Genomic DNA, 17,964 nt, shown 5'->3' with positions numbered 1-17,964 from the left:
GGCCTCGGATCCGTAGTCCGGATCAGGGAGGTGGCCCGCCCATGTCATCGCACCGGTACGTCGCGGAGTACGACGACGAGGACTACCAGGAGTACGGCGAGTACGAGCAGCAACCGAAAGACCCGCGAAGGCCCTACGAGGACGTCGAGTCGTACGAACCGTACGAGCCGCCTTTCGACGACGACCTGGGCGTCGAAGACAGCCGTGCCGGCCGTGGCGTGCGCCGGGTGCTCAGCGGCGCGGGCGGCCTGATCCTGACGCCGGTCGCCCTCGGCCTGCTGGCCTGGGGCGGCCTGCGGCAGCAGATGCTCGTCCAGGCGACGCTCAGCACCCAGCGTGACGTCTTCAGCATCGGCCTGCTCGTCGGCGGCGGGATCCTGCTGCTCGCGGTCGGGCTGCTCGGCGCGCTCTCGGCGACCGGCCCGATCCTCGGCGGCCTCGTCTGGGGCATCGCGCCCGGCGTGGCCACCGCCGCGGTCCCGGAATGGGGCTTCCGCCTGGTGAAGTACCTGCCGCAGAACGACGTCACCTACGGCGTCACGAGCTGGCTGTTCATCGGCGGGCTGCTCGGCACGGGATTCCTCCTCGTCGGCGCGGGCCTCGCGTCGAGACTCGCCCGGCGGCGCCGCTGACCGGGCTGGGACCATCGGCGCATGGGTTTGTTCACCGTTCCTGAAGCCCGCGCCGAACTCGCCCGGCTACGCCCCGTGCTCGACGAGCTCGTCCGCCTTCGCGCCGACGCGGCCGAACTCGCCGCGGCGCTACGCCCTGGCGGCCGGGAGACCGCGCTCGGCGGGATGCCGGAGTGGAAGGCCGCGCAGGCTCGGTTGGACGACTTGATGACCACGGTCCAGCGGACGGGTGCGGAGCTGAAGGGGTTCGCCCCGCTCCTGATCGACTTCCCCGCCGAGCTCGACGGCGTCGACGTCCTGCTCTGCTGGCTCGAGGGCGACCAGGAACTGTGCTGGTACCACCGCGCCGACCTGGGTTTCGCCGGCAGGCGCCGCCTCCCGGCCAGGGTCGCCGTCGTGACCGAGGAGACCGCGGCAGGCCTCTTCGACGGCGTCGCCGCGCATTACGACGAAGACACCTTTCACGGCCTCGTGGCCGACGCGCTCGTCAACGGCCTCGGCCGCACGGCTCCCGAACGCGTTCTCGACGTCGCGACCGGGACCGGCGCGGCCGCGTTCGCCGCGCTGCGCCTGGAGCCGGGCGAAGTACTCGCGATCGACATCTCGCCGGGCATGATCGCCCGAGCCGAGACGAAGGCCGCGACGCGCGATCCCGGCAGGCTCATCACCTGGCAGGTCGCCTCGGCGGTCCCGTCGCCGGTGGAGGACGACGGCGCGGACGCCGTGCTGTGCGCGTCTTCGCTGCATTTCCTCGGCGCGGCCGCGCTCCGCGACTGGCTGCGGGCACTGCGCCCCGGCGGCCGCGTGGGCTTCAGCCTGCCGCTGGCATCGACGTTCCGGCCGTCGGAGGCGTTCGCCGCGATCGTCCCCACCGACCTGAAACTGCCGGAAACCGAGGACGACGCGGCGGAACTGGCCTCCGAAGCGGGCTTCACCGAGGTGACCGTGAAGCGCCTCGACGTCGAGTCAGGCGACAGGGTCCGGTCGGTGTTCGTGGTGCACGCGACCAAACCCTGAGCGGACCTACAGCGGCGCGAAGAACGGCACGCACTTGGGCGCGGGCGCGCCCGCCGGATCGAGGGCCTTGAGGATCAGGCTCGTCACGTTCGGGTCGATCGCCTGGCTCAGATGCCCGGACACGTCCACTCCGCAGCGGTCCTGCAGCACGATGTCGGTCGTCCCCGGTTCGCCCAGCACCCCGCTGGTGTACGGCGTGACCACTCGATCGTGGCGGCTCACGATGCTCGTGTAGGTCGGCCCCGGCACGCTCACGCCACCACGGGCGAGGTCGTCGAGGAAGTCCGACGGCGCGAGGTATTCGCGGCACGCCCCGCACACGCCGTCGGCGAGCAGATCGAGGCCGGGCAGCGAAAGCACGGCCCTGGCCAGCCCGGAAAGGCCGTTGAGCGACGTGCCCTTGAAGTTCGAGCCGAAGCCGACGAAATGCTTCACCTTCTCCGCGCCACCCTCGAACTTGAGGTAGTACGCGGGCATCGTCGTGCCCTCGGAGTGGCCGACGATGTCGACTTTGTCCGCGCCGGTGCTCGATCGCACGCGGTCCACGAACGCGCCGAGTTCGACGGCGCTCTTCCGCATGGAGCCGAGCCCGCCGAACAACTGTCCACCCAGGACAGTCGCGCCGTAGGTCAGCGAGTAGACGCAGTAGCCGGCGCTCTTGAGCTTCGGCGCGTGGTAGAACCAGTTGGTCGTCGCGTTGCCGCCGAGGCCGTGCACCAGCACGACGGGCTCGGGGTGCTTCGCGCTCGGCTTGCACGACCAGTCGTTCCAGCCGCTCGACGGGGCCGCGCTCGCGACGGCCGGGGCGGCGATCGTGAACGTCAAAGCCGCGACAAGCGTGGTGAGGATCCTTCTGGTCTTCGTGGCACCGCCGTTGGTGACCCGAGCCCGCATCCCTGCCTCCGGTTACTCGTCAGTATGTGATGCGAGTCATCATGCGTCACAAACCGGCGACCGGAACCGGGAGAACGACCAGACTTACCCGCAACGACTTGTGACAGATCACAAGGGCAGCAGCGCTCGTCGTTCGATCGGACTGGACATGATGATCGAAGTCGTCGTCGCCCCCAGCGTGGACAGGTCTTCGAGCAGGTCCTCCAGATGCGTGGTGTCGCGGACGGCGATCTTGAGGATCCAGCAGTCCTCCCCCACCACGTGGTGCAGCTCGAGGATTTCGGGGCGGTCCATGAGCTTCCGCGTGCGGGGATGCCGGACGGTGAACCCGCTGTGCGGCGCCATCCGCACGAACGCCCGCAGCCCGAGACCGACCCGGGACGGCGAGACGAGCGCCGCGTAGCCGGTGATCGTGCCATCGGCTTCGAGGCGTTTGACGCGTTCGCCGACGGCGGCCGGGCTCAGGGAAACGCGGCGCCCGAGCTCGCTCAGGGTGATGCGCCCTTCCTCCTGAAGGAGTTCGAGGAGTCGCCGGTCGATCACATCTAGTGAGCTTTCAGTGAAATCGCGATTCGACCGAGATTCTTTCAGTGATTCTGCTGATTCGCCCATGTTCTCCCCTTCAAGCCACTGGATCACCAACGTAACACTGGTCAGCATGAAGAAAGTGCTCGTTCTGGGCGGAAGCCGGTACTTCGGCCGCGGGGTGGTCGAGCGGCTGCGCGACGCCGGACTGGACGTCACCGTCCTCAACCGCGGCTCCTCTCCCGCGCCGACCGGCGTCGCCCACCTGATCGCCGACCGCGACGACGAGGCCGGACTGAAGGCTGTGCTGGGTTCCCGTTCCTTCGACGTCGTGCTCGACCAGGTCTGCTACACCCCGGTCCAAGCGGGCATCGCGCGCCGCGTCATCCGGGCGAACCGGTACGTGATGACCTCGACGATCGACGTCTACGACCAGCTCCGGGCGGACACCCCGATGGGCGAATCGCTGGTCTCCCGGTCTCCTGTCGACGTCAGACTTCCTTGGCACGACGCGGATTTCCTCGAAGCGCACTACGGCGAAGGCAAGCGCCAGGCGGAGGCCATTTTCGCCGACGGTGACGTGGAGTTCGCCTCGGTACGGGTCGCGCACGTCCTCGGCGGCGACGATTTCACCGGACGGCTGCGCCATTACGTCGAACGGCTGGACGCGGGGGACGTCGTCGAGATCCACGCGGAACCACGGCCGTCGACGTTCATCCACGCGGATGAGATCGCGGACTTCCTGGCCTGGGCGACACACGCGGACTTCGCGGGCCCGGTCAACGCCGGTTCGCACGGCGAGCTGTCCGCGCTGGATCTCGCCGCCGCCGTCACCGCCGAGCCCCGGTTCAAGATCGTCGAGCGGGACGCTTCGCCGTTCTCCTTCGACCGGTACGCCGTCCTGGACACCTCGCGCGCGACAGATCTCGGCTTTTCGTTCTCCACCACCACCGATTGGCTCGGCGAAGCCATCGAAAACCTCAGAAAGGCTTGAGCGAATGCACTACCGCAGCATCGGAGACGTCGAAGTGAGCGCGATCGGCCTCGGCGCGATGCCGTTGTCGATCGAGGGCCGCCCGGACGCCGGCCGCGCGATCGCCACGATCCACGCCGCGCTCGACGCCGGGGTCACGCTGATCGACACGGCCGACTCCTATCACTGGCACGCGGGGGAAACCGGGCACAACGAGGTGCTGATCGCCGAGGCGCTGGCGGGCTACGGCGGCGACCCGGACGCGGTGCTCGTCGCGACCAAGGGCGGTCGCGGCAGGCCCGGTGACGGCTCGTGGACCGTCACCGGGACGCCCGCGCATCTCAAGGACGCCTGCGAAGGCTCGCTGAAACGGCTCGGCGTCGACGCGATCGGGCTCTACCAGTTGCACAAGCCCGACGAGAACGTGCCGTGGGCGGAATCCGTCGGCGCGATCAAGGAGCTGGCCGACGAAGGCAAGATCCGGCTCGCCGGAGTGTCCAATGTGTCCAGTGCGCAGATTCTCGAAGCGCGGGAGATCCTCGGCGAAAAGCTGGTTTCGGTGCAGAACGAGCACTCGCCCGCGAATCTGACGCACGAACCCGAGCTGGCGCTGTGCACCGAACTCGGCCTCGCCTACCTGCCGTGGGGTCCGCTCGGCGGGATCGGCGGGGAATTCCTTGCCGTGGCGGAGGAACACGGCGTCAGCCCGCAGCGGGTGTGCCTGGCTTGGCTGCTCGCGAAGTCGCCGTCGATGATCGCGATCCCCGGTTCGACGAGGCCCGCGACGATCCGCGATTCGGCGGCCGCCGCCGACCTCGTGCTCACCGCCGGCGACCTGGCTCGCCTGCCGTGATCAGGCACTGGCCACCAGCGTCACACCCATGGCGATCATCATCGCGGCGACCAGGCCGTCCAGCATCCGCCACGACGACGGCTTGCGGAAGAACCCGCTGAGCAGCCTCGCGCCGAAGCCGAGCGCGAGGAACCAGAGCACGCTGGCGGACACCGCCCCGACGCCGAACGCCCACCGGCCGCCGCCGTGCCCCGCCGCGATCGCGCCGAGCAGGAGGAGGGTGTCGAGGTACACGTGGGGGTTCAGCCAGGTGAGCGCCAGCGTGGTCAGCACGATGCGGCGCAGCGATCCGCCGGTCTCCGGGCCACCGGTTTCCAGTGCCGACGGCTTGAACGCGCGACGGGCCGCGAGAGCGCCGTAGCAAAGCAGGAAGGCGCCGCCGATCAGGGCGACGATGGTCAGGGCTTCGGGCGACGCCCCCACCAGCGCGCCGACTCCTCCGACACCCAGGCTGACCAGGATGACGTCCGAGACTATGCAGATCAGGACCACCACGGGAACCGCTTCGCGGCGGATGCCCTGGCGCAGCACGAACGCGTTCTGCGCGCCGATCGCGACGATGAGGGCCATGGTGGCGCCGAACCCGGCGACCGCGCTGAGCAGAACGTTTCCCATACGAAGGACACTAGGAAGCGGATAGTCAACAGTACAGCTAAAGATTCTTACGTAACATTAGCGTTCGTGATGAAAGAATTGCCGCTGGACCTCGTCCGCACGCTGCTGGCGGTCGCCGACGAAGGCACGTTCGACGCGGCGGCCTCGGCCCTGCACGTGACCCCGTCGGCGATCAGCCAACGCGTGAAAGCGCTCGAACAACGCACCGGCCGGGTACTGCTGATCCGCACGAAACCGGTGCGCCTGACCGAATCCGGGCAGGCGGTCGTGCGCTTCGGCCGTCAGCTGGCCCTGCTGGAGGCCGACACCCGGGCCGAACTCGGCCTGACCGCCGACGACGAACCGGTCCGGATGCCGATCGCGGTGAACGCCGACTCGCTCGCGACGTGGTTTCTGTCGGCGCTCACGCGCGTGTCGTTCGACCAGAAGATCTGCTTCGAGCTGCATCGCGAGGATCAGGACCACACCACCACCCTGTTGCGGGAAGGCCAGGTGATGGCGGCCGTGACGTCGTCACCCGATCCGGTCGCGGGGTGTTCGGTGCACCGGCTCGGGCACATGCGCTACCTGGCCGTGGCGAGCCCGGCGCTCGGCACGGACCTCGACCTCGCCGAAGCCCCCGTCGTCGTCTTCGGCCGCCGAGACGACCTCCAAGACCGCTTCGCGCGCGAGCGGGGCACGATCGCGAGCTCGCTGCGGCACTGTGTCCCATCGTCCGAAGGGTTCTACGACGCTGTCGCCGCCGGGATGGGCTGGGGCATGGTGCCGCTCACGCAGATCGGCGACCGCCTGCGCGACGGCACCTTCGTCTGCCTGGACCCGGACCACCCGATCGACGTACCGCTGTTCTGGCAGCGGTGGAAACTCGACTCCCCCGCGCTGGCGGCGGTGTCGGCCGCCGTCACCGCCGCGGCCGCGGACCTGCTCGTCGACCCACACGGATGAGGACGCGCGCGGCGGCGCGTTCGTGAGATCCTGGGCGCATGACGCGCGCATTGCACCTGGTCGGGGACGAGGAAGCGGACCGGCTGCTGACCGAAGACCCGTTCGCGCTGCTCGTCGGGATGCTTCTCGACCAGCAGTTCCCGATGGAACACGCGTTCCGCGGCCCGCAGAAGATCGCGGACCGGATGGACGGTTTCGACATCAAGAAGATCCACGCGATGGACACCGAGACCTTCGTCGAGCTCTGCGTGGTCCCGCCCGCGATCCACCGCTACGGCGGTTCGATGGCCCGGCGGGTGAAGGATCTCGCGGAGCACGTCGTCGAACACTACGACGGCGACGCCGCCGGGATCTGGACCGCCGGACGCCCCAAGCCGGACGGCCCCGAGGTCCTCAAGCGGCTCAAGGCGCTGCCCGGCTACGGCGATCAGAAGGCCGCGATCTTCCTCGCGCTGCTCGGCAAACAGCTCGGCGTGCAGCCGAAGGGCTGGCGCGCGGCCACCGGCTCCTACGGCGACCGCGGCTCCCGGCGTTCGATCGCCGACGTCGTCGACACGAAGACCCTCGGCGAGGTGCGGGCGTTCAAGAAGGCGGCGAAGGCCGCTGCCAGGGCGCCCGCGAAGTAGCTACTTCTTCGCGGCTCCCGGCCACGGCCCCGGCGTCTCCGCAGGCAGTTCGGCCTGCTCGGTTTCGGTGCGGAACAGCCGGAAGCCGCGAGCCTGGTAGTTCTTGAGCGCGGCGGGGCCGTCGGTGGTGCAGGTGTGGACGGTCACGCGACGCGTCGGCGTCTTGCCTGGCCAGCGCTCCGCGAGCGCCCATGCCTCCCGGAGCGCGACGGTGAGCAGGTGCCCTCCGATGCCCTTCCCGACGAAGGACGACATCAGGCCGAAGTACGCCAGTTCGACGTCACCGTCGCCGCTGCCGTCGAGTTCGAAGTAACCGCACGGCGTTCCCTGCGCATACGCGACCCAGGTCTCGACGCCCGGCCTGTCCAGCCACTCGATCCACTGCGACCACGTCCAGCCGAGCCTGTCGATCCAGAACCAGTCGCCGCCGACGGCGGAGTAGAGGTAGCGGTTCAGCTCGGGGCTGACCAGCTCGGCGCGGGTGACCGTCACCGGGACGGCGGGCGGTTTCGCCGCGCTCAGGTCGTCCGGCGAGGTCTGTTCGAGGTGCCAGGTCGTGATCTCCATCCGGGCATCATTTCAGCCACACCCGCAGCGGCCCGAGTGCCGTGTAGCCGTTCCGCAGGGCCGCGTCGAGATCGTCGCCGCGTTCGTAGCCGGTGATCGGCGAACCGGGGAAACTCGCCGCGACGGCCGAGGTCGCGCCACGCCAGGCGTCGTCGAGAGCGCCGCGAGTGTACAAATTGGACAGTCCGGCGAAGTCGCCGTCACGGTTGGCCGTCACCTCCGAGACACCGTCGGACCACACCGCGACGGACGGATCGCCGAACCGGTCATCGTCCCGCGACCAGCCCGGTTCGAGGGGCGCCTGAGCCGGACAGGCGATCCACGTGGCTTCGAAGAGCACCGCGAAACCCGCTTGCGAAAGATCGAGGCAGCCGAGGCTGTCCTTCACCGAACAGCCCGGCGAAGTGTCGATCCCTTCCAGCACTTCCGGCGCCGTCGCGTCCGGCGTCAGGGTCACCGCGTCCGGGTACAGCGGTGGCGTCCGGCGCGCCGACTTCCAGACGTGAGGGGTGAAGGTCCCCGCGAATCCGTGTGCCCGGCAGACCGTGTCACACCAGCGGGCGTTGACGCGCGCGGCGTCCGCTACGCCCGCGCGAACCACAGGACGTCCGGTTCGCCTTGCGGCACCGGGATCTTCAGCTCCCGCACTTCACTGAACCGCGCTCGCAGCCGCCTCGCGAACGACGGCGCCGACTCGGCGCTCCACACCGCGAGCACGCCGCCGGGCCGCAGCCGCGCGGCGAGCATGTCGAGCCCGTCGCTCCGGTACAGCTTCGCGTTGCCGTCGGTGACCGTCCACTCAGGACCGTTGTCGATGTCCAGGCACAGCGCGTCGAACCGCTCCTCCGTCCGGCGCAACCACTTCACCAGATCGGCCTCGACGACGGTGACCCGCTCGTCGGAAAGGGCGTCGTCGTGGACGTCCTTGAGCGGGCCCTCGCGGTTCCAGCCGATCACCGCGGCTTCGCGCTCGACGACCACGATCTCGCCGACGCCGGGGTGATCCAGCGCGGCGCGCAGCGAATAGCCGACGCCGAGGCCGCCGATTAGCATGCGCGCCTTGCCCGGCACCAGATCGGCCGCCACCGAGACGAGCAGCCGTTCGGATTCCCCGTTCCGGGTGTCCATCAGGAAGACGCCGTTGGCGATGACCTCGAAATCGTTCCCGGCCCGGCGAAGCACCAATTCGCCGCTCTTCCCCGCCACTGTGTCGAGCACGTCGGTCATCCGGGCAGCTTATCGGCGACGGTCACAGCAGGCCCGCCATTTTGTACAACACGAGACTGCCCGCGACGGCGACGTTGAGGCTCGCCCCGATGCCCACCATCGGGATTTCGACGACGGTGTCGAGCAGATCGAGCGCTTCCGGCGGAATGCCCTGTTGCTCGTGGCCCAGCACGACGATCGTCCGGCCCCGTGCGGACGGGAGATCGGCGAGGCGCACGGCTTCGTCGGCCAGTTCGACACCGACGATCGCCGTGCCCGCCGCCCGCTCCCGCGTCAGCCAGCCCGGCGGGTCGTGGACCCAGTGCACACAAGCCGGGCGCCGCAACGTGTTCCCGCGGCGCAGTGCCTCCGGCACCCACGGAAACCTCGGCACGGCGAGGCAGGCGCCCACCGCGTCACAGGTTCGCAAAAGGGTGCCGAGATTCGCGCCGTGCAGCGGCCACAGCGGTGCCGCGACGAGATGTCCCCAGCAGGAGTGGGTTTTCCTTCTTCTGGCCGCACGCAGTTCCGACGGTGTGCGGACCCGGATCGACGGGCTCACCGGCCGTGAGGCGTCGCGCCTCCAAGGATTTCGAGGATCATGCCCACACTGTAGCGGGATCACCTCCGGCACTCCTAACCTTGAAGCCTCGGAGGTGGTAGTCATGCAGGCGACCGTCGGAGACGAGATCCACGTGCACGGGCGCACGGTGGGATCCGTTGGACAGCGCGGCGAAATCCTCGAAGTACGCGGCGAACACGGTGGCCCGCCGTATCTCGTCCGGTTCACCGACGGGCACGAAGGACTGGTCTTCCCCGGTCCTGATTGCGTGGTCCAGTCCCGCGGCGATTAGGCGTCACTCGGCCAAAGCGGGCTGCCTCACGCGGCTTCGCCAGCCCGCCACGACCACGAGAGCGGCGATCGCGGTCAGTACCGCCGCGATCTCGGGCAGCAGGAGCGGTCCGCCGCCGCTGAGCACCGCTCCCCCGACCAGGCCGGAGAGGCCGACGCCGAGATAGATGGCGGACGCGTTGAGGGAGAGGACGAGACCGGCGTTCTGGCTGGAGAGTTCGATCAGGCGGTGCTGGATCGGCGGGTTGATCGACCAGGTGGCCAGTCCCCAGAGGAACAGCACGACGGCCGCGCCCGCGATGCTGGTCGCCACCAGCGGCAACAGCGCGAGGACCACGGTGATCCCGGCAAACACGACCAGCAGCGGGCCCCTGGCGCCCCAGCGGTCGGTCGCGCGGCCGCCGAGGACGTTGCCGAGCGCGCCGCCGGCGCCGTAGACGAACAGCAGCAGGCTGACCGTCGTGCCGTGGACGCCCGCCGTGGCGGACAGGACCGGCGAGATGAAGGTGTAGACGGAGAACGCGGCGAGGCAGCCGAGCACGGTCGCGCCGAGCATGGCGAGGACGCGCGGGTCCTTGGCGACGGTGAACCGTTCGGCCAGGCGAACCGGAGGCGGCGCCGGGACGGCGGGCAAGACCATCCGGACCGCGAAGGCGCCGAGAAGCGAGAAGGCCGCGACGAGCCCGAAGACGGCCTGGTAGCCGACGCTCTGCGAAAGCACGCTGCCGAGCGGGACGCCCAGGATCGTCGCGATGGTCAGGCCGCCGAAGACGAGCGCGACCGCGCGGCCCCGGCGTTCCGGCGAGGTGAGTTCGGCGGCGACGGCGCTCGCGGCCGGGGTGAAGACCGCCGCGCCGATGGCGGTGACGACCCGCGCGAGGAGCAGGGTCACGTAGCCGGGCGCGAGGGCGGCGAGGGCGTTGCCGATGGCGGTGACGACGAGGGCGGCGACCAGGAGCGTCCGCCGTTCCCAGCGGCCCGTGACCGCGGCGAACAGCGGTGAGCCGACGGCGTACGCGATGGCGAAGGCGGTGACCAGCTGTGCGGCGGCGGTCTCGGAGACCCCGAGCTCACCGGTCAGCGCGGGCAGCAGCCCGGCGACGACGTAGCCACTGGTGCCGACCGCGAAGGTGCCGAGCGCCAGCACCGCGGTCCTGGGTGGTGCGAAAGTCATGACTCCCCAGCTCCAGACCCCCTTTTGCGCCCGGTCCCGCTCCCGGCCGAGATCGCGATTAGGGGGCGGAAGTCGCTCCGGGCCCCGGTCGCCCAGGTGCCGCCCGGATCGCGATTAGCCCGCGAAAGTCGACCTGGGTCGCGGGACACCCGGCCGGCGCCGGATCGCGTTTAGCCCGCTAAAGGCGCGTGGGGGTCGTTGTTCGATGGTTGTCGTAGTTCGATGGAGACCGTACTACGAACTCGCGGGAAGTTCGAGGGGCGTCGTACTATGGACGGATGGCCGCGACCACGACCCCGCAGTACGTCTACCCCGGGCAGGACGAGATCCGGATCGAGGCGGTCCTCTCCGCACTCGCCGACCCGGTGCGGCTCGACATGGTCCGCCAGCTGGCCGAACCCGGCACCGAGATCTCGTGCAGCGGTTTCGACGTCGCCGTGACCAAGTCCACACTCACCCATCACCTGCGCACCCTGCGCGAAGCGGGCATCATCATGGGCCGCCAGCAGGGCACCGCGCGCTACAACTCCTTGCGCCACAACGATCTCGACGAGCTCTTCCCCGGCCTCCTCCAGGGAGTGCTCGCCGCCCGCCGCTGAGGGTGGGCAGCCTCACCCGAAACCGGGATGACAAAAGCCCCCGTGATCCGTTGAACTGGACGCAGGACAGCTCGTCGACGTCGGGGCCGAACGCGCTGTCTTCTTTTGTGTCCGAGACCTAAATCGATTCAGTTGCCCATCCGCGACGGTGGGCGAGTAATCGTTTACTCACGTACGACCCTCGAAGGGAGAGCCGTGCCCGTCGCGCTGCTCGCGCTCGCCATCGGTGCCTTCGGCATCGGGACCACCGAATTCGTCATGATGGGCGTGCTGCCCGAAGCCGCCGCCGATTTCGGCGTGTCGATCCCGTCCGCCGGCTACCTGATCTCCGGTTACGCCCTCGGCGTCGTGGTCGGCGCCCCGCTGCTCACCGCGGTCGCCGTCCGGCTGCCGCGCAAGACCATGCTGCTGGCGATGATGGGGCTGTTCACGCTCGGCAACGTCCTCTTCGCACTGTCGCCGAACCAGGAGTTCGGCGTCGCCTTCCGTTTCCTCGCCGGCCTGCCGCACGGCGCGTTCTTCGGCGCCGGCGCGGTCGTCGCGTCCAGCCTGGCCAAGCCGGGCGAACGCGCCAAGGCCGTCTCGATGATGTTCATGGGCCTGACCCTGGCCAACGTCGTCGGCGTCCCGCTGGGGACGCTGCTCGGCCAGAAGGTCGGCTGGCGCGCGACCTTCGGCGTCGTCGCGGTGATCGGCCTGGTCGCCATGGCCGCGATCGCGAAACTGGTCCCCCACCAGGGCAAACCGGTCGAGCCGTCGCTGCGCGGCGAACTCGGCGCCTTCCGCCGTCCGCAGGTGTGGCTCGCGCTCGCGATCGTCACCTTCGGCCTGGGCGGCGTGTTCGCCTGCCTGTCCTACATCGCGCCGATGCTGACCGACGTCACCGGCTACTCGCCGTCGGACGTCACTCTGCTGCTCTCGCTGGCCGGGGTCGGCATGACGATCGGCAACTACCTCGGCGGCAGGCTCGCCGACAAGGCGCTGATGCCGAGCCTCTACGTCTCGCTGTCCGGACTCGCCACGGTGCTGGCGATCTTCACCTTCACCGCGAACGGGAAGGTCGGCGCGGCGGTGACGATCTTCTTCGTCGGCCTCGCCGGTTTCATGATCGGCCCGATGATGCAGGCCCGGATCATGGAGAAGGCCGGTGGGACGCCGTCGCTGGTCTCCGCGGCCGTGCAGTCGGCGTTCAACATCGCGAACTCGATCGGCGCCTACCTCGGCGGCCTGGTGATCGCGGGCGGGCTCGGCCTGGTCGCCCCCAACTGGGTCGGCGCCTCGCTGGCCGTGCTGGGGCTCTCGCTGGCCGTCGTCTCCGGCGGCCTCGACCGCCGCGAAGCCCGGCTCACGCCCGCCATGGCCTCCTGATCGACCACCGGCGGTCCTCTCAGGACAGAGGGCCGCCGGTGATCGTGAAGGCGATGAAAAGGATCAAGACAGAAAGCGCGCCATAAGTCAGGACGTCGACCGGCTTGCCCCGGATCGCCAGCAGCCCGGCCTTCGCGTTCGGCAGGACCGCCCTCAGCAGCCCCGCGAGCATCAGCGCCCCGCCGATCAGCGCGGCCCCCTGACGCCAGTGGTACTGCCCGATCCGCAGGGCGGCGACGGCCACCACCAGCATCACCAGCAGGAACGGCAGGTGATGGAGCAGTGCCCCACGGTCACGCCGCTGTCCGGCCAACGTCATCAGTCCTCGTCCTTCACGGCCTCGCGGGCAAATCGGGTCACGCCGTCAGTATCCCGGGTGAGTCATCCGGCAGCAGGTCAGGGCGTCTTCCACATTGTCAAGAGCGGCAAAACCCACATGCGGGGTGCACACGAGCGCGGATACGGTCAAAATGTGACCGTGGCACAACCGACGACTCAGCTGAACGCGACCGAGCAGGACACCCTGGTCAAGCAGATCGGCCTCGCCCTGCTGCGGGCCGCGCCTCGTGATTGGCGGAAGGTGACCGCCGAGTACCGAGCCGTCGGCAGGTACCACGAGATGACCGGCGAGATCATCACCGAGGACGGCACCGCGCACGAGTGGGTCGCGACCCACGACATCGCGACGCTGTTCGGCAGGCTGCGTGCCGGGATGTACCGCGACGGCCGCGGCACCTGGTTCAACGCCCGGTACCAGCTCGATCACCCGTCCAGCTACAACCTCGAGTACAACCGAGACGAGCCCCAGTGGCGCCTCGCGCCGCCTCCGCAGGCACTCTCCGACGAACTGCGCATGTTCCCCCGCTCCGAAGAGAACGTGCCCGAATGGCTGATCCGGCGCATGTCCGGCCTCAGCCCCGAGCAGCCCGGGCCGCATTTCCGCATCGCCCGCATCTTCGACACCATCGGCCCGGCCGGGCGTCCGGTGATCAACCGGCCCGACCTGGAGATCGAGGAGCAGGACAGGCTGCTCGAATACCTCGACCACGCGCCGCTGGTGGTCACCGAGCGCGGCTACGACATCGACAGGCTCGCGCAGACCCCCGAGGCCACCGTCCCGGTCGCCTTCCACAGCGACGGACAGTGGATCTGGCCCGCCGCCGTCAACTTCTACCTGCGCGAGTACGGCGTTTCGCCGGAACTCGACCTGATCGACCACGTCCGGCAGAACGGCTTCACGCTGCCGGAGGTCGACGACCCGACACTGCAGGCCGCCGCGGGGTACCTCACCCGGGGGAATCCGCCCCCGCAGCAGCGCCCCAACGGCCCGGGTGGCCCCAACGGCGGCCCGGGTGGGCCCGGGGGCCCGCCTCCGCAGGGCCCGCCCCAGAACGGCCTCTCGCAGAACGGCCCAGGACCGAACGGGCCCGTGCCGCAGCAGCAGCCCGCGGTCAACCAGGGCGGTCCCGGTCAGCCGGGACCCAACGGTCCCGCGGGTCCCGGCCCGATCCAGGCCGCTCAGCCGCCCGTCCCGCCGCCGCATCAGCCGGGCCCGGACCCCGCGGTGGTGGCGGCCGCGGCAGCGGCACCGGTCGCCGCCGCGGCGGCCGTTCCCGCGGCCGAGGCGAGCGTTCCGGACCAGGCCGAGCAGGCCCAGCGGTACGAAGAGGACTACGACACCCAGGACTACCAGGCGCAGGACTTCCACGAAGCCGCCGCCGAGCAGCAGTACGAAGCCGGCTACGAGGACCAGTACGCGCACGAAGAGGCGCCGTTCCGCGAGTCCGAACAGGACGCGTACACCGACGAGGCCCGGCAGGACGACGCGCCGCATCAGCACGCGGAGCCCGAGCCGGAGCCTCAGGTCGCCGACCCGGAGGCCACCACGTACGCGCGGGCCCCGCAGGTCGACGCCTACGAGCAGCCTCGCGAGGAAGCTCAGGACGCGTACCCCCCGCAGGAGGAGAACCAGCCGTACACGCCCCCCGAGCTGGAGGCGACCACCGGCTACACGCCCGTCGAGCAGGCCGACGCCGGTCCTGAGCTGCCCCTCCTGACGCACGACGCGGAGCCCGACGTTCCTCCGCTCTCGGACTCCGAGGTCACGCAGGTCGACGGCCCACAGCAGGAGCGGGGGACCTTTGCTACCGCCCCCGTGTCCCGCCCTGAGCCCGAACCGCAGCGTGAAGAAGCCCCGCGCCGCGCCGCGCCGGAGCGGCCTCGCCGCGACGAGCACCCGGTGCCGGTGCTGAACGAGCTGCAGTCGAAGTTCGACGACCTCGACGTACCCGAAGACGTCTACCGCATCGGCGGCCCCGCGGAGCACGGCTGGAGCGTCGAGCAGGTGGACGGCGGCGGCTGGCGGGTCGGCTGGTACGACGGGAAGCTGACCAACCCGGCGGTGTTCGGCGACGCCGAGGATGCGGCCGCGTTCATGCTCGGCAAGGTCCTGCTGAACCCGAACGGTGCTCCGCCCGCCGACGAGCCGCACTTCGACGAGCCTGCCGCTGTCGAGGAGCAGCCGGTCGAGGAGCCGCCTCCGGCTCCGGCTCCGGCCCGGCCCGTGCTGACGACGCTCTCCCCCGAGATCGCGACCGGTTCGCATCCGGTGCCGCCGCGGGAGTCGATCCCGGCACAGGAGCAGACGGCGTTCACGACGGCAGAGGAGCTGCTCGGGGACGATCTGGACGACGAGCCCGCCCCCGCACCGGTCCCGCCCGCGCCTCCGGTGCGGCCGCCGAACCCGGCGCTGGCGAGCCCGCCGCCCGCCCCGCCCCGGCGCGAACCGCCGGTGACGCCGCCTCCGCCGCCGCCGCCGATGCGGCGCGAGGAGCCGGCCCGCCCGCAGGTCTCGGCGGCCGGACCTCCCGACGCCAAGCAGAACTGGCCGATCTCGCCGCTCAACGGTGAGCCGCCACTGACGCTGTTCCGCGGCAAGGAACTGCGTGAGCTGCCCGCGGGCAGCGAGCTGGACCGCTTCGGTGGCCCGAACGGCAACCTGACCTATGCGGCCGGGACACCGTTCGAGGAGCGCTCGCTCGTGCCGGAGTGGGTGAACCGGCCGTATCACGTGTACCGCGTGCAACGTCCGCTCGAAGCGCTGGCCGGTGTCGCGATCCCGTGGTTCAACCAGCCCGGTGGCGGGTCGGCGTACCTGCTGCCGGCGTCCATCGAGGAGCTGCTCGCCGAGGGCGACCTCATCGAGCTGGACCCGGGCGAACCGCCGATCGACTAGTCACCTCTCGTGCTATGAAAGGCCCGTTACTTGCAAAATTTGCAAGTAACGGGCCTTTCATAGCGTTCAGGGGGTCAGTGGATGACGAGGCCGTGTGCGGCGGCGTAGGCCACCGCGGTCTCGGTGTCGACGTGGACGCCCGCGAGATTCGCCTGCACCAGGCCGTTGGCGTCGATCCGCGCTCCGCGCAGGTCGGCACCTTCGAGTTTCGCTCCGGCCAGCCGGGCACCGGTGAGGTCGGCGCCGCGCAGATCTGCGCCGGTGAGGTCCGCCTCGGTCAGGTTGGCCTCGCGCAGCCGCAGCCCGGAGAGATCCACTTTGGACAGTCGGTTGCGGCTCAGCGAGACCAGCGAGAGATCGCATTCGGTGAACGCGACCTTCTGAAATCGGCAGTCTACAAAGGACGATCCGAGCATCGAACAGGAGCTCCACCTGGTACCGGCGAGCACACTGCGGTCGAAGGTGCAGGACCGGAACGCCGACGCCTCGTGGCGCGAGCCCTCGAAGTCGACCTTGGTGAAGTCGCATTGGTCGAAGGTGCAGCCCTGGGTGCGCAGCCCGCGCAGGTCGGCCTCGGTGAAGTCACAGCCGACGAAACTGCGTTTTTCCCACCATTGCTGGGAAAGGACGGCTTCTCGGTAGTCTTCCGCGGTCTCGATCACCCGTTCAGGATCGCATACCCGCTCAAGCCCAGGTGATCCCGTCGAACAACGCGCGCAGCTTCGCCGCCCGCGCCCCCGACGACGTAGCGATCCAGCCGATGCGGCCGAGCAGATGGGCGCGGAAGTCCGGATGCGCGGCCCGGTTCTGCGCCTCCGGCCCGGTCCGGACGCAGTTGTGGAGCAGCGCGCGCAGGGCGTCGTAGTCGGCGCGCGTCGCGGCGGGCGCGCTGTTGACCACCAGGCCCGCGACCCGTTGCCGCTGGTGTGCGCCCGCGATCGACGTCTTGTCGTCCCGCAGCCGGAAGCCCTCGTCGGTCACGATCCGCCGGACGCCGGGCAGCAACCGGTGCAACGGCAGGGAATCCCCGGAGAACGCCAGATCGTCGGCGTACCGCGTGTAGGCCGCGCCCAGTGACCGTGCGAGACCGTCCAGCCGCCGGTCCAGATGATGCGTGACCGCGTTCGCCACCGCGGGCGAGGACGGCGCGCCTTGCGGCAGATGCGTGGCCGCCAGGTTCCTCAGCAACCGCACCCGCGCGGGATCCCGCCGCCCCTCGGGCACGGCGGCGAGAACGTCGGGCGGGGAGGCCGTGGTGAGGACGCCCGCGAGGGCTTCCGCCACGGCGGGCGGGTACCCGGCGAGCGCGAGCAGGGCCGAGATCCGGCGCGCGGACACCGCCGGGAAGAACCCTTCGAGATCCATCCTGACCACGGTCTCCCGGCCGGCGTGCGGGGTGGCACACGACATCCCCGAACGTCCGCGCCGGAACCCGTGTGCGGCCTCGTGCACCGGCAGCGCCTCGACGACGTGCCGCAGGATCCGCCGCTGCAGTTCGGCGAGCCGCGGCTTCGGCCGCTCGATGAGCCGCACCCCGCCCGAAGCGGTCGGGATCCACCGGTGGCCGTAGTGCCGGACCGGATCGACCGCGCGCCGGTTCCAGCCCTTCGTGTCGGCGAACCACGAGAGTTCACCGGTCGTCAGGTCGAGCGCGGCGGCGCAGTCGTCGAAGGTCGCCCAGCGGGCCACCTGCCACCGCCAGACCGGCATCGGCCCGAGGAGCGACGCGGAGGTGACTTTTTCTCCTGTCATCCGCGCGGACCCGTACGCGAAGCATGCCGAGCTCGCGCGGGGCGCCGTGTCTCGCTGTCGTCGTGCTCCCCGGGGTTGCCCCGGAGTGGGTGGTGATCCACCGGCTCACCTCCGCGTCGCTGTCACCACC

21 protein-coding genes are annotated in these 17,964 nt (G+C 70.1%); 10 read left to right on the top strand and 11 right to left on the bottom strand.

Annotated features, from left to right (window positions below; genetic code table 11):
- The first annotated feature begins 41 nt into the window (after positions 1–41).
- Positions 42–632, top strand: coding sequence for a hypothetical protein (locus tag BKN51_RS38785; RefSeq protein ID WP_101612286.1), 591 nt, complete (start codon positions 42–44; stop codon positions 630–632).
- 21 nt (positions 633–653) lie between these two features.
- Positions 654–1,649: a DUF2203 family protein gene (locus BKN51_RS38780; protein WP_101612285.1), complete on the top strand. Its 996-nt coding sequence runs from the start codon at positions 654–656 to the stop codon at positions 1,647–1,649.
- Between the two features lie 6 nt (positions 1,650–1,655).
- On the opposite strand, the gene BKN51_RS38775 is transcribed toward BKN51_RS38780, so the two are convergent.
- Entirely contained in the window at positions 1,656–2,543 is an 888-nt protein-coding gene (locus tag BKN51_RS38775) for an esterase/lipase family protein (protein WP_101612284.1), read from the bottom strand.
- 108 nt (positions 2,544–2,651) lie between these two features.
- Positions 2,652–3,086 carry an Lrp/AsnC family transcriptional regulator gene (locus BKN51_RS38770; protein WP_199192953.1) on the bottom strand — a complete coding sequence of 145 codons (435 nt, stop codon included), beginning with the start codon at positions 3,084–3,086 and terminating at the stop codon, positions 2,652–2,654.
- Positions 3,087–3,201: 115 nt separating this feature from the next.
- On the opposite strand from BKN51_RS38770, the gene BKN51_RS38765 reads away from it, so the two are divergent.
- Together BKN51_RS38765 and BKN51_RS38760 are read left to right on the top strand one after the other, a co-directional pair.
- Positions 3,202–4,062, top strand: coding sequence for an NAD-dependent epimerase/dehydratase family protein (locus BKN51_RS38765; RefSeq protein ID WP_101612282.1), 861 nt, complete (start codon positions 3,202–3,204; stop codon positions 4,060–4,062).
- 4 nt (positions 4,063–4,066) lie between these two features.
- Entirely contained in the window at positions 4,067–4,894 is an 828-nt protein-coding gene (locus tag BKN51_RS38760; RefSeq protein ID WP_101612281.1) for an aldo/keto reductase, read from the top strand.
- Here the strand turns inward: BKN51_RS38760 and BKN51_RS38755 are convergent, their stop codons facing one another.
- Positions 4,895–5,509: a LysE/ArgO family amino acid transporter gene (locus BKN51_RS38755; RefSeq protein ID WP_101612280.1), complete on the bottom strand. Its 615-nt coding sequence runs from the start codon at positions 5,507–5,509 to the stop codon at positions 4,895–4,897.
- A 66-nt stretch (positions 5,510–5,575) separates the two neighbouring features.
- Between BKN51_RS38755 and BKN51_RS38750 the strand changes: the two genes are divergently transcribed.
- Positions 5,576–6,454 carry a LysR family transcriptional regulator ArgP gene (locus BKN51_RS38750; protein WP_101612279.1) on the top strand — a complete coding sequence of 293 codons (879 nt, stop codon included), beginning with the start codon at positions 5,576–5,578 and terminating at the stop codon, positions 6,452–6,454.
- A 38-nt stretch (positions 6,455–6,492) separates the two neighbouring features.
- Positions 6,493–7,080, top strand: coding sequence for an HhH-GPD-type base excision DNA repair protein (locus BKN51_RS38745; protein WP_101612278.1), 588 nt, complete (start codon positions 6,493–6,495; stop codon positions 7,078–7,080).
- Here the strand turns inward: BKN51_RS38745 and BKN51_RS38740 are convergent, their stop codons facing one another.
- Genes BKN51_RS38740 through BKN51_RS38725 form a run of 4 tightly spaced genes read right to left on the bottom strand, consistent with a single transcriptional unit; the run spans position 7,081 to position 9,415 of the window.
- Complete coding sequence (locus BKN51_RS38740) at positions 7,081–7,647, bottom strand: GNAT family N-acetyltransferase (RefSeq protein WP_101612277.1); 567 nt, start codon at positions 7,645–7,647, stop codon at positions 7,081–7,083. It abuts the gene before it with no gap.
- Between the two features lie 7 nt (positions 7,648–7,654).
- A complete protein-coding gene (locus BKN51_RS38735; RefSeq protein WP_101612276.1) occupies positions 7,655–8,248 on the bottom strand; it encodes a hypothetical protein in 594 nt (197 codons plus the stop codon).
- A complete protein-coding gene (locus BKN51_RS38730) occupies positions 8,230–8,874 on the bottom strand; it encodes a spermidine synthase (RefSeq protein ID WP_101612275.1) in 645 nt (214 codons plus the stop codon). The genes BKN51_RS38735 and BKN51_RS38730 overlap by 19 nt, the downstream gene beginning before the upstream one ends.
- A 22-nt stretch (positions 8,875–8,896) precedes the next feature.
- A complete protein-coding gene (locus tag BKN51_RS38725; protein WP_233223092.1) occupies positions 8,897–9,415 on the bottom strand; it encodes a TrmH family RNA methyltransferase in 519 nt (172 codons plus the stop codon).
- 103 nt (positions 9,416–9,518) lie between these two features.
- On the opposite strand from BKN51_RS38725, the gene BKN51_RS38720 reads away from it, so the two are divergent.
- Positions 9,519–9,707, top strand: a complete 189-nt coding sequence (locus tag BKN51_RS38720) for a DUF1918 domain-containing protein (RefSeq protein ID WP_101612274.1) — start codon at positions 9,519–9,521, stop codon at positions 9,705–9,707.
- 3 nt (positions 9,708–9,710) lie between these two features.
- On the opposite strand, the gene BKN51_RS38715 is transcribed toward BKN51_RS38720, so the two are convergent.
- The gene (locus BKN51_RS38715; RefSeq protein ID WP_101612273.1) at positions 9,711–10,880 is read right to left on the bottom strand and encodes an MFS transporter; all 1,170 of its coding nucleotides are present in this window, start codon (positions 10,878–10,880) and stop codon (positions 9,711–9,713) included.
- 278 nt (positions 10,881–11,158) lie between these two features.
- On the opposite strand from BKN51_RS38715, the gene BKN51_RS38710 reads away from it, so the two are divergent.
- Together BKN51_RS38710 and BKN51_RS38705 are read left to right on the top strand one after the other, a co-directional pair.
- Positions 11,159–11,479 (top strand): ArsR/SmtB family transcription factor, encoded by a 321-nt coding sequence (locus BKN51_RS38710; RefSeq protein ID WP_101612272.1) that lies wholly within the window; start codon positions 11,159–11,161, stop codon positions 11,477–11,479.
- A 195-nt stretch (positions 11,480–11,674) separates the two neighbouring features.
- Entirely contained in the window at positions 11,675–12,847 is a 1,173-nt protein-coding gene (locus tag BKN51_RS38705; RefSeq protein WP_101612271.1) for an MFS transporter, read from the top strand.
- A gap of 19 nt (positions 12,848–12,866) precedes the next feature.
- Here the strand turns inward: BKN51_RS38705 and BKN51_RS38700 are convergent, their stop codons facing one another.
- A complete protein-coding gene (locus tag BKN51_RS38700; protein ID WP_101612270.1) occupies positions 12,867–13,166 on the bottom strand; it encodes a DUF3017 domain-containing protein in 300 nt (99 codons plus the stop codon).
- Between the two features lie 153 nt (positions 13,167–13,319).
- Between BKN51_RS38700 and BKN51_RS38695 the strand changes: the two genes are divergently transcribed.
- Positions 13,320–16,082 carry a TNT domain-containing protein gene (locus BKN51_RS38695; RefSeq protein ID WP_168214493.1) on the top strand — a complete coding sequence of 921 codons (2,763 nt, stop codon included), beginning with the start codon at positions 13,320–13,322 and terminating at the stop codon, positions 16,080–16,082.
- Between the two features lie 74 nt (positions 16,083–16,156).
- On the opposite strand, the gene BKN51_RS38690 is transcribed toward BKN51_RS38695, so the two are convergent.
- Together BKN51_RS38690 and BKN51_RS38685 are read right to left on the bottom strand one after the other, a co-directional pair.
- On the bottom strand, positions 16,157–16,744 hold the full coding sequence (locus tag BKN51_RS38690) for a pentapeptide repeat-containing protein (RefSeq protein WP_101612269.1): 588 nt from the start codon (positions 16,742–16,744) through the stop codon (positions 16,157–16,159).
- 22 nt (positions 16,745–16,766) lie between these two features.
- Entirely contained in the window at positions 16,767–17,834 is a 1,068-nt protein-coding gene (locus BKN51_RS38685) for a reverse transcriptase family protein (protein ID WP_233223091.1), read from the bottom strand.
- Positions 17,835–17,964: the final 130 nt, after the last annotated feature.

It is taken from the genome of Amycolatopsis sp. BJA-103 (assembly GCF_002849735.1).
Taxonomy (GTDB): domain Bacteria; phylum Actinomycetota; class Actinomycetes; order Mycobacteriales; family Pseudonocardiaceae; genus Amycolatopsis.
The sequence above is the reverse complement of the archived record's forward strand: the minus strand, read 5'-3'. Positions and strand labels throughout refer to the sequence as shown.

Bases quoted from the DNA above. Each gene is read 5' to 3' on its own strand.
- BKN51_RS38785 (WP_101612286.1), top strand. From the start codon at position 42: ATGTCATCGCACCGGTACGTCGCGGAGTACGACGACGAGGACTACCAG.
- BKN51_RS38780 (WP_101612285.1), top strand. From the start codon at position 654: ATGGGTTTGTTCACCGTTCCTGAAGCCCGCGCCGAACTCGCCCGGCTA.
- BKN51_RS38775 (WP_101612284.1), bottom strand. From the start codon at position 2,543: ATGCGGGCTCGGGTCACCAACGGCGGTGCCACGAAGACCAGAAGGATC.
- BKN51_RS38765 (WP_101612282.1), top strand. From the start codon at position 3,202: ATGAAGAAAGTGCTCGTTCTGGGCGGAAGCCGGTACTTCGGCCGCGGG.
- BKN51_RS38760 (WP_101612281.1), top strand. From the start codon at position 4,067: ATGCACTACCGCAGCATCGGAGACGTCGAAGTGAGCGCGATCGGCCTC.
- BKN51_RS38755 (WP_101612280.1), bottom strand. From the start codon at position 5,509: ATGGGAAACGTTCTGCTCAGCGCGGTCGCCGGGTTCGGCGCCACCATG.
- BKN51_RS38745 (WP_101612278.1), top strand. From the start codon at position 6,493: ATGACGCGCGCATTGCACCTGGTCGGGGACGAGGAAGCGGACCGGCTG.
- BKN51_RS38740 (WP_101612277.1), bottom strand. From the start codon at position 7,647: ATGGAGATCACGACCTGGCACCTCGAACAGACCTCGCCGGACGACCTG.
- BKN51_RS38730 (WP_101612275.1), bottom strand. From the start codon at position 8,874: ATGACCGACGTGCTCGACACAGTGGCGGGGAAGAGCGGCGAATTGGTG.
- BKN51_RS38720 (WP_101612274.1), top strand. From the start codon at position 9,519: ATGCAGGCGACCGTCGGAGACGAGATCCACGTGCACGGGCGCACGGTG.
- BKN51_RS38715 (WP_101612273.1), bottom strand. From the start codon at position 10,880: ATGACTTTCGCACCACCCAGGACCGCGGTGCTGGCGCTCGGCACCTTC.
- BKN51_RS38710 (WP_101612272.1), top strand. From the start codon at position 11,159: ATGGCCGCGACCACGACCCCGCAGTACGTCTACCCCGGGCAGGACGAG.
- BKN51_RS38700 (WP_101612270.1), bottom strand. From the start codon at position 13,166: ATGACGTTGGCCGGACAGCGGCGTGACCGTGGGGCACTGCTCCATCAC.
- BKN51_RS38685 (WP_233223091.1), bottom strand. From the start codon at position 17,834: ATGACAGGAGAAAAAGTCACCTCCGCGTCGCTCCTCGGGCCGATGCCG.